This is a genomic window from Micromonospora sp. NPDC049282, assembly GCF_043197045.1.
GTDB lineage: Bacteria > Actinomycetota > Actinomycetes > Mycobacteriales > Micromonosporaceae > Micromonospora.
In genome coordinates this window covers 136,023-151,553 of sequence record NZ_JBICSL010000013.1, presented here as the reverse complement: position 1 = coordinate 151,553, position 15,531 = coordinate 136,023, and the positions used below count along the sequence as shown (strand labels likewise).

Annotated in this window: 12 protein-coding genes; 7 read left to right on the top strand and 5 right to left on the bottom strand. The window is 74.0% G+C overall.

The genetic code is table 11. The annotated features are described in order from the left end of the window. Positions 1 to 123 precede the first annotated feature (123 nt). The 4 genes from ACGFI2_RS21310 to ACGFI2_RS21295 all read left to right on the top strand — a co-directional run bounded on the left by ACGFI2_RS21310 (position 124) and on the right by ACGFI2_RS21295 (position 5,283). On the top strand, positions 124 to 789 hold the full coding sequence (locus ACGFI2_RS21310; protein ID WP_393519687.1) for a response regulator transcription factor: 666 nt from the start codon (positions 124 to 126) through the stop codon (positions 787 to 789). Beyond that, positions 789 to 1,946: a sensor histidine kinase gene (locus ACGFI2_RS21305; protein ID WP_393519684.1), complete on the top strand. Its 1,158-nt coding sequence runs from the start codon at positions 789 to 791 to the stop codon at positions 1,944 to 1,946. Before ACGFI2_RS21310 ends, ACGFI2_RS21305 begins: the two co-directional genes overlap by 1 nt. A 204-nt stretch (positions 1,947 to 2,150) precedes the next feature. Next, the gene (locus ACGFI2_RS21300) at positions 2,151 to 4,691 is read left to right on the top strand and encodes a malectin domain-containing carbohydrate-binding protein (RefSeq protein ID WP_393519681.1); all 2,541 of its coding nucleotides are present in this window, start codon (positions 2,151 to 2,153) and stop codon (positions 4,689 to 4,691) included. Between the two features lie 205 nt (positions 4,692 to 4,896). Beyond that, positions 4,897 to 5,283, top strand: a complete 387-nt coding sequence (locus ACGFI2_RS21295) for a VOC family protein (protein WP_393519678.1) — start codon at positions 4,897 to 4,899, stop codon at positions 5,281 to 5,283. A gap of 56 nt (positions 5,284 to 5,339) precedes the next feature. Here ACGFI2_RS21295 and ACGFI2_RS21290 read toward each other — a convergent pair whose 3' ends face one another. From ACGFI2_RS21290 to ACGFI2_RS21275, 4 genes are all read right to left on the bottom strand, one after another. Next, positions 5,340 to 6,122: a hypothetical protein gene (locus ACGFI2_RS21290; RefSeq protein ID WP_393519675.1), complete on the bottom strand. Its 783-nt coding sequence runs from the start codon at positions 6,120 to 6,122 to the stop codon at positions 5,340 to 5,342. Positions 6,123 to 6,305: 183 nt separating this feature from the next. After that, positions 6,306 to 8,369: a 3-hydroxyacyl-CoA dehydrogenase NAD-binding domain-containing protein gene (locus tag ACGFI2_RS21285; RefSeq protein WP_393519672.1), complete on the bottom strand. Its 2,064-nt coding sequence runs from the start codon at positions 8,367 to 8,369 to the stop codon at positions 6,306 to 6,308. Then, positions 8,366 to 9,562 (bottom strand): thiolase family protein, encoded by a 1,197-nt coding sequence (locus ACGFI2_RS21280; protein ID WP_393519669.1) that lies wholly within the window; start codon positions 9,560 to 9,562, stop codon positions 8,366 to 8,368. Before ACGFI2_RS21280 ends, ACGFI2_RS21285 begins: the two co-directional genes overlap by 4 nt. Before the next feature lie 108 nt (positions 9,563 to 9,670). After that, complete coding sequence (locus tag ACGFI2_RS21275) at positions 9,671 to 10,993, bottom strand: ribonuclease D (protein ID WP_393519666.1); 1,323 nt, start codon at positions 10,991 to 10,993, stop codon at positions 9,671 to 9,673. A 232-nt stretch (positions 10,994 to 11,225) separates the two neighbouring features. Here ACGFI2_RS21275 and ACGFI2_RS21270 point away from each other — a divergent pair, with 232 nt between their 5' ends. Beyond that, entirely contained in the window at positions 11,226 to 12,632 is a 1,407-nt protein-coding gene (locus ACGFI2_RS21270; RefSeq protein WP_393519663.1) for a trypsin-like peptidase domain-containing protein, read from the top strand. A gap of 131 nt (positions 12,633 to 12,763) precedes the next feature. Continuing rightward, entirely contained in the window at positions 12,764 to 13,582 is an 819-nt protein-coding gene (locus tag ACGFI2_RS21265; protein ID WP_393519660.1) for a hypothetical protein, read from the top strand. Between the two features lie 105 nt (positions 13,583 to 13,687). On the opposite strand, the gene ACGFI2_RS21260 is transcribed toward ACGFI2_RS21265, so the two are convergent. Continuing rightward, positions 13,688 to 14,260, bottom strand: coding sequence for a DUF3000 domain-containing protein (locus ACGFI2_RS21260; RefSeq protein ID WP_091070596.1), 573 nt, complete (start codon positions 14,258 to 14,260; stop codon positions 13,688 to 13,690). Positions 14,261 to 14,434: 174 nt separating this feature from the next. Here ACGFI2_RS21260 and hemE point away from each other — a divergent pair, with 174 nt between their 5' ends. After that, a complete protein-coding gene (gene hemE / locus ACGFI2_RS21255) occupies positions 14,435 to 15,526 on the top strand; it encodes a uroporphyrinogen decarboxylase (protein ID WP_393519657.1) in 1,092 nt (363 codons plus the stop codon). Positions 15,527 to 15,531: the final 5 nt, after the last annotated feature.

Here is a 15,531-nt window from a genome sequence, read left to right as displayed (position 1 = left end):
GCGGGCGGTGGTCGATGGCTGCCGGCGAGCATCGCGTACCCGAAGGCTTTTCGCAACGCGGCCGGTGCCGGCCGTTTGGTCGCCCGCACTAGGTTGTGGGAGGTCACGAGGCGGGAGGCCGGGATGCGGGTACTGGTGGTCGAGGACGAGCGCAACCTCGCCGACGCGATCGCGCGCGGGCTGCGCAAGCGCGGGATGGCGGTCGACGTCGCCTACGACGGCGACGCCGGGCACGAGGCGGCGTTCGTCACCCGCTACGACGTGGTGATCCTGGACCGGGACCTGCCCGGCGTGCACGGCGACCGGATCTGCGCCGACCTGGCCGCCTCCGGCGCGCTGACCCGGGTCCTCATGCTGACCGCGAGCGGGACCGTCGCCGACCGGGTCGAGGGGTTGCAGCTCGGCGCCGACGACTACCTGGCCAAGCCGTTCGCCTTCGACGAGCTGGTGGCCCGGGTGCAGGCGCTCGGCCGGCGGGCCACCCCGGCCGCGCCGCCGGTACTGGCCGCGGGCGACCTGGAACTCGACCCGGCCCGGCGCGTGGTGACCCGGGCCGGCGTGCCGCTCGACCTGACGAACAAGGAGTTCGGTGTGCTCGCCGAGCTGCTCAAGGCGCGCGGCGCGGTGGTGTCCAGCGAGGAGCTGCTGGAACGGGTCTGGGACGCCAACACCGACCCGTTCACCACAATCGTCCGGGTCACCGTGATGACCCTGCGCAAGAAGCTCGGCGACCCGCCGCTGATCGACACCGTGGTCGGCGCGGGCTACCGCGTCGGAGAGCCCTCCTGATGGGCGCCCGGCGGGTCCGGCCGACGCTGCGGCTGCGGCTGACCCTGCTCAACGGTGTGCTCCTGGTCGGCGCCGGGGCGATCCTGGTGCTGCTGGCCTGGCTGCTGGTCCGCGACGCGCTGCGCCCCACCGACGAGCTGCTGCCCGGCACCACGGTGGTGCTCACCGACGGTCGCACCCTCGACGCCGGGCAGTGGCAGCGGCAACTGGTCGACGCCGCGTCGCAGGAGCTGCTGGTCAAGGGGCTGCTGGCGTTGCTGGCGATCAGCGTCGTCGGGGTGGCCGGCGCGTACCTGGTGGCCGGCCGGGCGCTGCGCCCGCTGCACCAGGTCACCGCCACCGCCCGCCGGCTCGGCGAGACCACGCTGGACGAGCGGATCGGCTGGTCCGGGGCGGACGACGAGGTGGCCGAGCTGGCCGAGACGTTCGACGCGATGCTGGACCGGATCACCGCCGCGTTCGAGGCGCAGAAGCGGTTCGTCGCGAACGCCTCGCACGAGCTGCGGACCCCGCTCGCGGTGATGCGTACCGAGATCGACGTGACGCTCAGCGACGACGACGCGGACCTCGGTGAGTACCGCCGGATGGCCGGGGTGGTGCGGGAGGCGTCCGAGCGGGCCAACGGGCTGGTCGACGCGCTGCTGGTGCTGGCCCGCAGCGAGGCGCAGACCGGTCGGCGGCTGGCCCGCCGCGCGGAGAGCGACCTCGCCGTCGGCACCGCCAACGCGCTCTCCGCGGTGGCCCGCGAGGTGGAGCGGATCGGCCTGAAGGTGCACACCTCGCTGCGCCCGGCGCCGGTGGTCGGCGACCCGGGGCTGCTCGACCGGCTGGCCGGCAACCTGGTGGAGAACGCGGTCCGCTACAACCACCTGCACGGCCGGGTGTGGGTACGCACCGGCACCGACGGGCAGCGGTCCTGGCTGGTGGTGGGGAACACCGGCTTCGAGGTCGCCCCGGCCGAGGTGCCCGGGCTGTTCGAGCCGTTCCGGCGGGGCGGGCAGGAACGCACCGGGGCGCGCGGCTCCGGCCTCGGCCTGTCGATCGTGCGGGCGGTCTGCGACGCGCACGGCGGCACGGTGAAGGCGGTCGCCCAGCCCGGCGGCGGCCTGGAGGTGACGGTCACCCTGCCGTCGGCCGACGCGCCGACGGCCACCTGACCGCCCATCCGCGCCCGTCCGGGCGTACCCCCGGGGCCACCTGATCGTGCGGCCCGGCCCGGCTGTCCCGGCCGGCGAGGCGGGTGGTCGGGCGCGGCGGCGCGGTGGTCGGTCAGAAAGCTTGCCGGGCGCTGGACGGCGGTGCGGGCGTGGCCCAGGGTGAGCGGAGCGACACGCCTCCCCGCCGATCCTACGGAGCTGCCCGTGACCCACCCCTCGGCCCCGCGCCGCCGCGCCCTCGCGGTCCTCGCCGCCGTCGCGCTCACCGCGGCCGGCCTGGCCCCGGCCGCCCCCGCCGGCGCCGCGCCCAACCACACGACCGTGGTCAAGGCCGTCCCCACCACCGCCTCGCCGGACATCATGGACGGCATCGTCGACGCGATCCACGACGCCGGCACGAAGATCATCGTGGCCGGCTCGTTCACCACCGTGCAGAACCGCAACTCCGACACCGACATCCCGCGCAACTACCTGCTCGCCTTCGACAAGGCCACCGGCGCCGTCGACACCGCGTTCGCGCCGACCGTCGACAACGAGGTGTACGCGGTGGTGGCCGGCCCGACCGCCGGCACGGTCTTCGTCGCCGGCAAGTTCAACACCGTCAACGGGGTGACCCGGCGCAAGGTGGCGCTGCTCGACGTCGCCACCGGGGCGCTGGTCACCGGCTTCGCCCCGCCGGCGTTCAACGGGCTGGTCAACGACATCGCCCTGGTCGGCAACCGGCTGCTGGTCGGTGGCATCTTCACCACGGCCGGCAACACCACCCCGCGCGGCGGGCTGGCCTCGCTCAACGCCACCACCGGCGCGGTGGACAGCTACCTGACCGCCGCGCTGACCGAGCACCACAACTACGACGGCGTCAGCGGATCCAACGCCGGCGTCGGGGTGGAGAAGATGACCGTCTCACCGGACGGCACGAGACTCGTGGTGATCGGCAACTTCAAGAAGGCCGACGGGGTGCTGCACGACCAGATCGTCCAACTGGACCTCGGCGCGACCGCCGCCACCGTGGCCGACTGGAACACCAGCCGCTACACGCCCCGCTGCAAGTGGCAGGCGTTCGACTCGTACATGCGGGACATCGCGTACGCGCCGGACGGCAGCTACTTCGTGGTGGTCACCACCGGTTCGCCGTACGGCGGCACGCTCTGCGACGCCGCGGCCCGCTGGGAGGCCGGCACGACCGGCGCCGAGGCGCAACCGACCTGGATCGACTACACCGGCGGCGACACGTTCCTGTCGGTCGCCGTGAGCGAGCAGGCGGTCTACGTCGGCGGCCACTTCCGCTGGCTGAACAACAGCTTCGGCGGCGACAACGCCCAGGCCGGCGCGGTCGGCCGGGCCAGCATCGCGGCGCTCGACCCGCGTACCGGCCTGCCGCTGTCCTGGAACCCGGGCCGGCACCCGCGCGGCATCGGGGCCTCCGAGATGCTTGTCACCCCGGCCGGACTCTGGGTCGGCGGGGACACCTCGTGGATCGGCAACTTCCAGTACCGCCGCGAGCGGATCGCGTTCTTCCCGCTGGCCGGCGGCACGGCCCCGCACCCGACCACCTCGGCCACCCTGCCCGGCACGGTCTACCAAACCGGCGTGCCCAAGCCGACGAACGTGCTGTACCGGGTGAACGCCGGCGGTCCGGCGGTGGCCGCCACCGACGGTGGGCCGGACTGGGCGGTCGACGACGGCGGCAACCCCAGCCCGTACCACAACAGCGGCAGCTCCGCCGCCGGCTTCGCCGCGGTCGGCTCGCTGGACGCGACCGTGCCGGCCGGCACGCCCGCCGCGCTCTACAGCGACGAACGGTACGACCCGGCCGGCGCGCCGGAGATGACCTGGCAGTTCCCGGTGCCCGCCGGGACCGAGGTGCAGGTGCGGCTCTACCTGGCCAACCGGTACGACGGCACCGCCGCCGCCGGCTCGCGGGTCTTCGACGTGGCGCTGGAGGGCACCACCGTCCTCGACGACCTCGACCTGTCCGCGAGCGTCGGGCACAACGTGGGCACCATGCGGGAGTTCACCGTGGTCAGCGACGGCGCCATCGACCTCGAGTTCCGGCACGTGGTGGAGAACCCGCTGGTCGACGCCGTCGAGATCGTCAAGACCGGCCCACCGCCCGCCGGCACCGGCGACGAGGTGCAGGCCCGCTCGTACGACGGGGCGAGCACGGTCGGCGCGGCGAGCCCGGTGGCGAACCCGGACGGCACCGCCTGGTCCACCGCGCGCGGCGCGTTCTGGGTCGGTGGCACGCTGTTCTACGGGATGAACGGCGCGCTCTGGCGGCGGACGTTCGACGGAACCACGTTCGGCGCCCCGGCGCTTGTCGACCCGTACCACGACGCCTACTGGGACACCGTGATCACGAACTCCGGCCCGACCGGCCAGACGTACGTCGGGGTGACCACCGGCTTCTACGCCGAGATCCCGAACGTGACCGGCATGTTCCACTCCGGCGGGCGGCTCTACTACACACTGTCCGGGCAGAACGGCCTGTTCTGGCGCTGGTTCACCCCGGACAGCGGCACGGTCGGCGCGGACCGGTTCACGGTGGCCGGGTCCGGCGGTCTCGCCGACGCGGGCGGGGTCTTCGTCGCCGGGAACACGCTCTACAAGGTCAACCGGACCACCGGTGACCTGTCCGCCACCGACTGGGCGGGCGGCGCGCCGGGCGCCACGTTCACGGTGCGCAGCGGCCCGGCGCTCGACGGCACCGACTGGCGGGCGAAGGCGGTCTTCCTCGGCCCGTGACCGGTGTAAGGAGGGGCCCCTTGTCAACACCCCGGTGTTGACAAGGGGCCCCTCCTTGTCGCGGGCGGCGGGGGATGGAAGGATCCTGAGGTCAGCCGAGAGGTGGAAGGGGGTGTGGTGATGTCCGTTCCGTTCGATCCCGCGCCCCGCGTTCCCCGCTGACCTTCCCATTCCGCCGGGGCGCATCCCCACCGGAGGAAGCACCGTGAGTGCACAGATCCACTGCGTGACCGTCGAGTCCGACGACCCGTACACCCTGGCCACCTGGTGGGCCCGGGTGCTGGACCGCAAGCTCAACGACGACGACTTCCCGGGCGACCCGGAAGCGGTCCTCGCCGCGCCCGACGGGCACGGTCCCGACCTGCTCTTCGTCGAGGTGGGCGAGCGGCACGGCAAGGGCGCGTTCCACCTCGACCTGCATCCGTCCGAGGGCACCCGGGACACCGAGGTCGTGCGGCTGCGTGACCTCGGCGCCACGGTGGTCGCCGACCGCCGCCGGCCGGACGGCACCGGCTGGGTGGTGCTCGCCGACCCGGAGGGCAACGAGTTCTGCGTCTGCCGCGGTCAGGCGGAACGCGCCGCGTCCGGCTGACCCGGAAACGGCGCCGGGCCCCCGCCGACGGCGGGGGCCCGGCGCTCCGAGCGGGATCAGTCCTGCTTCTCGACCTCACCGCGCAGGGTGACGAACTCCGACTGGAACTCGGCGGCGCTCTTGAAGTAGACCACCATCATGCCGAGGCTGCCCTTGTCGACCCAGACGCAGACGCCCACCGGGACGTCCTGCGCCTTGCCGTCGCTGCACTTGGCGTCGCCACCGAGCGGGCCGGCGTCGACCGTCTTGAACTCCTTGGTGCCGAGTTCCGGGGTGACCGCCGTGATGGCGTCCGCCATCTCCTTCTTCGGGTCGGCGATGATGCCCGAGACGCCGACGACCATGACCAGGTCCTTCTTCGCCGGGTCGCCGTAGAAGGCGCCCGCCGTGCTGGTCGCGTTCGGCACGTCCTTGCCGAGCTCGGACTTCATCTGCACCGCCGCGTTCTGCAGCGTCGGCTCGGTCACCTTCGGCCGGCCGCCCAGCGTCGCGGGCTCGACCACCCGGGTCTTGGTGGCGGTGACGACGTCCTTGACGTCGTCGCCGGCGGCGGCCCAGATGGCGATGCCGCCACCGACGCACAGCACCAGGACGACGGCCAGGACGATCAGCAGGATCTTGCCGACCCCGAACTTCTTCTTCGGCGGGACCGGCGCGCCGAGCTGGTCGCCGCCGTACTGCGGCTGCTGCGGGTGGTCACCGCCGTACTGCGGCTGCTGCGGCGCCGGCGGGTAGCCGCCGTCGTACTGCTGCGGCTGCTGCGGCGGCTGGTAGCCACCGGGCTGCTGCGGGGGAGGGGGGTTGTTGCCGGGGTAGGGGTTGGACGGCGGCTGGGACATGAAGGCGGCTCCTGTGAGAATTCTGGACGCGTGATGGTAGCCAGGGCCGCCGACGCTCCGCTGTCCGCCCGGGACCGGTGTGATGAAACCGGGACCCATCCGTGATCGGGCCCGGAACGCCGAACGCGGTGGCCGCACCGTCCGGAACGGACGGCCCGGCCACCGCGATCGATGGCGGGTCGGTCAGCCCAGGCTGGCCACGCCGCGCGGCAGGAACCGCCGGCCGGTCACCCGCTCGGAGGTTCCGGTCCGGTCCAGGTACGGCGTGACGCCGCCCAGGTGGAACGGCCAGCCGGCACCGAGGATCATGCACAGGTCGATGTCCTGCGCCTCGGCGACGACACCCTCGTCGAGCATGAGGCGGGTCTCCTCGGCCAGCGCGTCGAGCGCGTTCTGCCGGACCTGCTCGGCGGTGAGCGGCTGGTCGCCGACCACCAGCAGCTTCGCGACCTCGTCGTTGATCTGGTCGTCGACCACGATCGGCTGGCCCGAGTCGGCGATCCGCTTGAGGTTCTCGCTGACGCCGAACCGGTCCGGGAACGCCGCGTGCAGCGTGCCGCCCACGTGGTGGGCCACGGCCGGGCCGACCAGTTGGAGCAGCGCGAGCGGGCGCATCGGCAGGCCCAGCGGGTCCAGCGCGCTGTTCGCCACGTCGAGTGGCGTGCCGGCGTCGACGGCGGCGAAGACGGTGCCCAGGAAGCGGGTCAGCAGCCGGTTGACCACGAACGCCGGGGCGTCCTTCACCAGCACCGACGACTTCTTGAGCTGCCTGCCGACGGCGAACGCGGTCGCGAGGGCCGCGTCGTCGGTCCGCTCGCCACGGACGATCTCCAGCAGCGGCAGCACCGCGACCGGGTTGAAGAAGTGGAAGCCGACGACCCGCTCCGGGTGCTCCAGGTCGGCCGCCATCTCGGTGATCGACAGCGAGCTGGTGTTGGTGGCGAGCACCGCCTCCGGCTTGACGATCTTCTCCAGCTCGGCCCAGACCTGCTTCTTCACCGACAGGTCCTCGAAGACGGCCTCGATGACGAAGTCGGCGTCCGCGAACACGGACTTGTCCACCGAGCCGCTCACCAGACCGTAGAGCTTGGCCGCGGTGCCCTTGTCCATCCGGCCCTTGCTGACGGCCTTCTCGATCTGGGTGTGCACGTAGCCGACGCCCTTGTCCACCCGGGACTGGTCCAGGTCGGTCATCACGACCGGCACCTGCAACCGCCGGGCGAACAGCAGCGCGAGCTGGCTGGCCATCAGGCCGGCGCCGACGATGCCCACCTTGGTCACCGGCCGGGCCAGGCCCTTGTCCGGCGCGCCGGCAGGGCGCTTGGCCCGCCGCTGCACCAGGTCGAACGCGTACAGGCCGCTGCGCAGCTCCTCGGAGAAGACCAGATCGGCGAGCGCCTCGTCCTCCGCGGCGGTGCCGGTGGCGAAGTCCGCGTCCTTGGCGGTCTCCAGCAGGTCCAACGCCTTGTACGCGGCCGGGACCGCGCCGTGCAGCCGCTGGTCCAGCGTCTGCCGGGCGAAGTAGAGCACGCCCGCCCACATGTCCTTGTCGACCTCGGGACGGGTCACGGTGACCTCGCCCCGGACGACGCCGGCGGCCCACTCCAGCGACCGCTCCAGGAAGTCGGCGGGCTCCAGCAGCACGTCCGCGACGCCCATCTCGGCCGCCTGCTTCGGCTTGAGCATCTTGTTCTGCATCAGCGGGTTCTGCAGGATCACCTGGGTGGCGGCCGGGATGCCGATCAGGTTCGGCAGCAGCTGCGTGCCGCCCCAGCCGGGCACCAGGCCGAGCGAGACCTCGGGCAGCGCGAGGGCCGCCGCGCCCGCCGACAGCGTCCGGTAGTGGCAGTGCAGGGCCAGCTCCAGGCCGCCGCCCATCGCCGCGCCGTTGACGAAGGCGAACGTCGGGACGTCGCTGTCCTTGAGCCGGGCGAAGACCCGGTGGCCGAGCCGGCCGACCTCCAGCGCCTGCTCGCGGTCCGCCAGCGCCGGCAGGCTGGTGATGTCCGCGCCCACGCAGAAGATGTACGGCTTGCCGGTGACCGCGACGAACGCCGGGTTCGCCGCGAGAGCGGCGGTGATCGCCTCGTCCAGGCTGGTCAGGCCGCCCGGGCCGAAGCTGTTCGGCTTGGTGTGGTCGAAGCCGTTGTCCAGGGTGATCAGCGCGGCCGGCCGGTCCAGCCCCGGTACGTTCACCTGACGCAGCAGCGCCTTGGTGACGACCTCGTTCGGTGCGGCCAGACTCATTTGTCTCCACCCTCCCAGTTCGGGTTCTCCCAGATGACCGTGCCGCCCATGCCGATGCCGATGCACATGGCGGTGAGGCCGTAGCGCACCTCGGGGTGCTCCGCGAACTGCCGGGCGAGCTGGGTCATCAGCCGGACGCCCGAGGACGCGAGCGGGTGCCCGATGGCGATCGCGCCGCCCCAGGCGTTGACCCGGGGGTCGTCGTCGGCGATGCCGAAGTGGTCGAGGAACGCGAGCACCTGCACCGCGAACGCCTCGTTCAGCTCGAACAGGCCGATGTCGTCGATGCTCAGGCCGGCGATGCGTAGCGCCTTCTCGGTCGACGGGATCGGGCCGACGCCCATCACCTCGGGCTCGACGCCGACGAACCCGTACGACACCAGCCGCATGCCGACCGGCAGGCCCAGCTCGCGGGCGGTCTCCTCGGCGACCAGCAGCGCGGCGGTGGCGCCGTCGTTCAGGCCGGCCGCGTTGCCCGCGGTGACCTTGCCGTGCGGACGGAACGGGGTCTTCAGCCCGGCCAGCTTCTCCATCGAGGTGTCCCGCGGCGCCTCGTCGACGGTCGCCAGGCCCCAGCCGCCCTCGTCGTCGCGGACCGCGACCGGCACCAGGTCGCCCTGGAGCTTGCCGTTGGCGTACGCCTTGGCGGTCTTCTGCTGGGAGGCCAGCGCGAACGCGTCGGTGCGCTCCTTGGTGATGTGCGGGACGCGGTCGTGCAGGTTCTCCGCGGTGGCGCCCATCACCAGGGCGGACGGGTCGACCAGCTTCTCCGCGACGATCCGCGGGTTGGGGTCGACACCCTCGCCCATCGGGTGGCGGCCCATGTGCTCGACGCCGCCGGCGATGGCCACGTCGTAGGCGCCCACGGCGATGCCGGAGGCCACGGTCGTGACGGCGGTCATCGCGCCGGCGCACATCCGGTCGATGGCGAAGCCGGGCACGGTCTTGGGCAGGCCGGACAGCAGGGCGGCGGTGCGGCCGATGGTCAGGCCCTGGTCACCGATCTGGGTGGTGGCGGCGATCGCCACCTCCTCCACCTTCTCCGGCGGCAGCTGCGGGTTGCGGCGCATCAGCTCGCGGATGCAGCGGATCACCAGGTCGTCGGCGCGGGTGTTGCCGTACATCCCACCCGCCTTGCCGAACGGGGTACGGACGCCGTCGACAAAGACGACATCTCGAACTTCACGGGGCACTTGGAGCCTCCCTCGGCACTGGCCATTTCTCCGGATGCTACTCGCCAGTAACCAGCCGCGTCACCAACCCCCGTGTGGCCCACCCCACACCCCGCCCCCGGACCGGGGTCAGGGCGTGGGCGTGCGCAGGGCCCCGGTGAGCGCGGGCAGGAGCAGGCCGAGCTGCCACTCGCGGGCGCCGAGCGTGCGCAGCGCCTCCGCGACCGTGTCGTCGGTGATCTCCTCCGGCGGCTGCCAGGCCAACCGGCGGATCGAGTCCGGCGTGATCAGGTTCTCCGCCGGCAGCCGGTGCGCCGCAGCGGTGCCGACCACCACCTCCCGGCAGCGGGCCAGCCGGCCCGCCGCGACCGGGTCGCGCTCGGCCCACCGGTGCGGCGGGGGCGGGCCCTCCACCGCCGGGCTGACCGGCAGCGCGTCGTCCGGCAGTTGACGTGCGTCGTCCAACGCCGCCAACCAGGTACGCGCCAGCCGGCGCACCGAGCGGCCCCCGAACCCGGGGAGGGTCAGCAGCGTCTTCTCGTCCTTCGGATCCAGCTCGGCGGCCGCCACGATGGCCGAGTCGGGCAGCACCCGGCCCGGTGCGGCGTCCCGCCGCGCGGCGATCTGGTCCCGGGCGTACCAGAGGGACCGGACCCGGGCCTGGGCGCGGGCGCCGCGGACCCGGTGGATCCCGGACGTCCGTCGCCACGGTTCGGCCCGGACCCGGGGCGGGCGGGCGCCGTTGCGCACCAGCGCGGCGAACTCCTCCGCCGCCCAGCCGGACTTGCCCTGCCGGTCGAGCTCCTCGTCGAGCGCGTCGCGCAGGTCCACCAGCAGCTCCACGTCCAGCGCCGCGTACGTCAGCCAGGACTCCGGCAGTGGCCGGCTGGACCAGTCCGCCGCCGAGTGGTGCTTCTCCAGGCTGAAGCCGAGCACCTGTTCGGTCAGCGCGGCCAGGCCGACCCGCTCGAAACCGGCCAGCCGGGCGGCCAGCTCGGTGTCGAACAGCCGGCGCGGGTGCAGCCCCAGCTCGGCCAGGCAGGCGAGATCCTGGCTGGCGGCGTGCAGCACCCACTCGGCCTCGGCGATCGCCGCGTCGAGGGCGGACAGGTCGGGTAGCGGCAGCGGGTCGACAAGCGCGGTGCCGGCGCCGGCGCGGCGCAGCTGTACGAGGTAGGCCCGCTGGCTGTAGCGGTATCCGGAGGCGCGTTCGGCGTCCAGGGCCACCGGGCCGGTGCCGGCCGCGAAGCGGGCCACCACCTCGTCCAGCTCGGTCGAGGTGGCTACCGGCGCGGGGGTGCCATCGCGCGGGGCGGTCAGCGGAACGGCTGCGCCCGTGTCGGTCTCGGTCCCCGCGTCCGCCGGCTCCGGCACGGCCGACGACGGATGCGGGGACACCTCTCCCGTACGGCTTTCGGCGGCCCGACGGCGCAGGGGTGGTTCGTCGGTCACCTGACAACCCTAGTGGGCGGGACGATCCGGTGCGCGCAGCCGGTCCGGCGCGTGTTGACGAGATGTCCGCCGGGTGTCCGAAACGGGTCGGGTTGCGCGAGGGTGAAAGGGTCGGACAACGGGGGAGACAAACCCCGTTCCCGCCGGTACGGTCCATCGAGCCGTGAGCGGCGCGGGGGCGACCGGGCAGCGGTCGGTGCGCCGGCGGAGCCGGCGGGGAGGACGGACGATCATGGCAGGCGGCTACGGAACCGGCGACGGCGCGCCGGGGCAGGACGGCGACGGAACGGCCGACCGGCCGGGGCCGCTGCCGCCACGCATCGCTCCGCCGGGGGCGAGCCACCCGGCGTCGGCGGCCCGCCCGACGTACCCGACGTTCGGCGCCGACCACCCGACCGCGCCACCGTCCCCGGCGGCCTTCGGCGCGACGTACCCGGCCCGGTCCGACGCCGCCGGCCCGTCGCACGGCGCCACCGCCCGCGCGGCGTCGCCGGTCGTGCCGGCCCAGCCCAACTCCGGCCCGGCCTACGCCGGCCCGTCGTCGGCCGGCTCGTCCTATCCGGGTCAGCCCGGCTCGGGCTCGCCCTTCCCGGGGCCGCCCGCCGGCGGCTCGTCCTACCCGCCGTCCCCGGGGTCGTCCTATCCGGCGCCGCCCGCCGCCGGAGCGTCGTACCCGGCCCAGCGCGCGTCCCACCAGGCCACCCCGGCTTCCGCCTCGCCGTACCCCGGGCAGCCGGTGTCCGGCCCCGCGTTCGGGGGTCCACCGATCCCGGGTCCGGCCTATCCGGGCCGCCCCGCCGCCGGCCCGGGACAGCCGGGGTTCGGCGCGCCGCCGCTCGGCGTGCGGGCCGACCCGTCCGGCCGCCGCAGCCGGCTGTCGATGCTGGCGCTGGCGCTGGCCGGCGTGCTGGCCGTGGTCACGGGCGTGCAGGCATACCAGATCCACCGGCTCGACGACCGACTCGCCGCCGCCGACCGGCGGACGGTCGAGGCGCAGGGCGCGGACGCCCGCCGGCTCGACGGGCTGGAGCAGCGCGCCGGGAGCCTGGAGAAGCAGGCCGGCGCCGCCTTCAACCCCGAGGCCGTGGCGAGCGCGGTGCTGCCCAGCGTCTTCCGGGTGCGGGCCGGCCAGTTCACCGGCACGGCGTTCGCGATCGGCAAGGCCCCGTCCGGCGGCGGCACCACGCTGCTCACCAACTTCCACGTGGTGGAGTCGGTCTTCACCGCCGGCGAGCGCAAGGTGTTCCTGGAGCGCACCGACCAGCGGTTCGAGGCGACCATCGTCGCCACCGACAAGGACAAGGACCTGGCGCAACTGCGCACCACCGCGAAGTTCGGCGGACTGGTCGCGGCGCGTACGCCGGTCAAGTCCGGCCAGCAGATCGTGGTGGTCGGCGCCCCGCTCGGGTTGCAGGACAGCGTCACCACCGGCGTGGTCAGCGCGTTCCGCCAGGACGAGGGGGGCTCCGGCCCGGTCATCCAGTTCGACGCGCCGATCAACCCCGGCAACTCCGGCGGTCCGGTGATCAACGGGTCGAAGGAGGTCGTCGGCATCGCCACGGCCAAGGCCCGCGACGCCGAGGGCATCGGGCTGGCGGTGCCGATCAAGACCGCCTGCGACCGGTTCAAGCTCTGCTGACCAGCGGCCCGCCCGCGTAGCGCGCCGCGCCGGTCGTGGCACTGGCCACGCCGGGTGCGGCCCCGGCCGCGCCGCCTCGACCCCGGCCCATCGGGCCACCCCGCGGGGACCAGCACATCTGGAGGAACGACATGTCCCAGCCACCGAGCGGAGCGGGTGACTACCCGCCTCAGCCGCCGGGCGGCACGGTGTACGGCAGCCGACCCACGCCCCCGTCGTACGGCCCGGCTGCCCAGCCCGACCCCACCCGAGCCCAGCCGCCCGTGCCCGGCCAGTACGCGCCGGGCGCCCCTTATGCGCCGGTCCCCGCGCCGGGGCAGCCGATGTCGGCGCCACCGGTCTCCGTACCACCGGCCGCCGGCGCCGGTCACCCGCAGCCGATGTCGGCCCCGCCCGTCTCGGGCCCCGGTTACGGGCCGCAGCCGATGTCCGCCCCGCCCGTCTCGGGCCCCGGTTACGGGCCGCAGCCGATGTCCGGCCCGCCCGGCGTCGGCCCGCCGTACGGGCCGGCCGGGTACGGCGGGCCGGCGGGCGCGCCGGCCGGCGGTGGCCGAGGACGGACCACGCTGATCCTCGCCCTCGTCGCCGGGCTGCTCTTCGTCCTCGGCGGCGTGATGACCGGCCTCTACGTCACCACCGACGGCAAGCTGGAGAAGGCCGAGCGGCAGGTCAGTCAGCGCGACGGCACCATCTCGGCGAACCAGCGGGAGATCGAGAAGCTCAAGGGTGAGATGAAGACGGTCCAGGATCGGCTGGCCGACACCGAGCAGGACCTGACCGGCACCAAGAACGACCGGGACGAGCAGGCCCGGCAGAAGAAGGTCATCGCGAGCTGCCTGGACAAGCTGACCACCGCCATCGCGGCGGCGTCGCGCGGTGACAAGGCAGCCTTCGAGGCGGCCAACAAGGGCCTGGACAAGGTCTGCGACGAGGCTGAGAACTACCTCTGACCCCTCATCCCGGTTGATCACGAAGTTGGCGGCGTTCTGGACAGCCAGAAACGCCGCCAACTTCCTGATCGACGAGGATCTGCGCCCGGGGGAGGGGTGGGGCGGTCAGGCGGCGCCGGCGGAGCGGCGGGTCGGCAGCGCGGTGACGCCGGGGGGCGGCAGGCCGGCCGTCGAGGCCAGCAGCGTGCACCAGCCCAGCAGGTGCGGGCCCAGGTCCGCCCGGAGCGGCGTCCAGGAGGCGCGGATCTCGATGTCACCGGCGGCGGGCGGGCCGGCCAGCTCGCCGAACCGGGTGGAGAGCGTTTGGGTGACCGTGCCGCCGATCGCCCGGTGCCCGGCGCCCTGCGCGTCCAGCGCGTCGGTCAGCCAGGTCCAGCCCACGCCGGGCAGCAGCGGGTCGCTGGCCAGGTCGACCTCCAGCTCGGCGGTGACGTAGGTGACCAGCCGCAGCGTGCCCTGCCAGGCCTCGTGCCCGGCCGGGTCGTGCAGCAGGATCAGCCGCCCGGTGGCCACCTCGTCGTCGTCGCGCAGCACGGCGGCGGAGAGGGCGAACGCGTACGGGGCCAGCCGCTGCGGCGCGCCCACCTCCTCCAGCACGATCTCCGGGCGCGGTGTGGCCGACCGCAGCCCCGCGACCGCGCGAGCGAACGTTTCCGGGAGCGCGATCGGGGGGGCCATGCCGGCAGCCTATGCCGCCTGCGGCGCGCCGTGGGTGACGGCGCGCCGGGCGCGTCGCGGTGTTAGCCGGGGCCCCCTCTATACCGGATGCGTTAACAGGGGGCCCCTCCTTCTACGTCACAAATGCGGGCGGTGAGCGCGGGGGGCGGTGCGGGGCGTGGCACGATTGCCGCGATGACCACCGACACCACGGGCACTGCCGCCCGAGACGGAGAACCCCGCCGCGGCGGGCCGGCCGACTCGCCGTTCGTGCGCGCCTGCCGGCGTGAGCCGGTCCCGCACACCCCGGTCTGGTTCATGCGCCAGGCCGGCCGGTCGCTGCCGGAGTACCGCGAGATCCGGGCCAGCGTGCCGATGCTGGAGTCCTGCCGCCGGCCCGAGCTGGTCACCGAGATCACCCTCCAGCCGGTTCGCCGGCACGGGGTGGACGCGGCGATCCTGTTCAGCGACATCGTGGTGCCGGTGGCGGCGGCCGGGATCGACCTGGACATCGTGCCCGGCACCGGGCCGGTGGTGGCCGAACCGGTGCGTACCGCCGCCGACGTGGAGCGAATCGCCCCGATCGGCCGCGACGAGGTGTGCTACGTGGACGAGGCGGTCCGGCTGCTCGTCGCCGAGCTGGGCGACACCCCGCTGATCGGCTTCGCCGGCGCCCCGTTCACGCTGGCCAGCTATCTGGTCGAGGGCGGGCCGTCGCGCACCCACGCGAAGACCAAGGCCCTGATGTACGGCGACCCGGACCTCTGGCACGCCCTCTGCGCCCGGCTGGCCGAGGTGACACTGTCGTTCCTGCGGGTGCAGATCGACGCGGGCGTCTCCGCCGTGCAGCTCTTCGACTCCTGGGCCGGCGCGCTCTCCGAGGCCGACTACCGCCGTTTCGTGCTGCCCCACTCGATTTACGTGCTGGGCGGGCTGGCGGACGCGGGGGTGCCGCGGATCCACTTCGGGGTCGGCACCGGCGAACTGCTCACCGCGATGGGCGAGGCCGGCGCCGACGTGGTCGGCGTCGACTGGCGTACGCCGCTGGACGTCGCCACCGGCCGGATCGGGCCGGACCGGGCGGTGCAGGGCAACCTCGACCCGACCGTGCTGTTCGCGCCCTGGCCGGTGGTGGAGGCCGAGGTGCGGCGGATCGTCGAGCAGGGCCGGGCCGCGCCGGGCCACGTGTTCAACCTCGGTCACGGCGTCCTGCCGGAGACCGACCCCGACGTGCTGACCCGGGTGGTCGCGCTGGTGCACGAGCTGTCCGCGCGACCGGCCCGCTAGGGGGC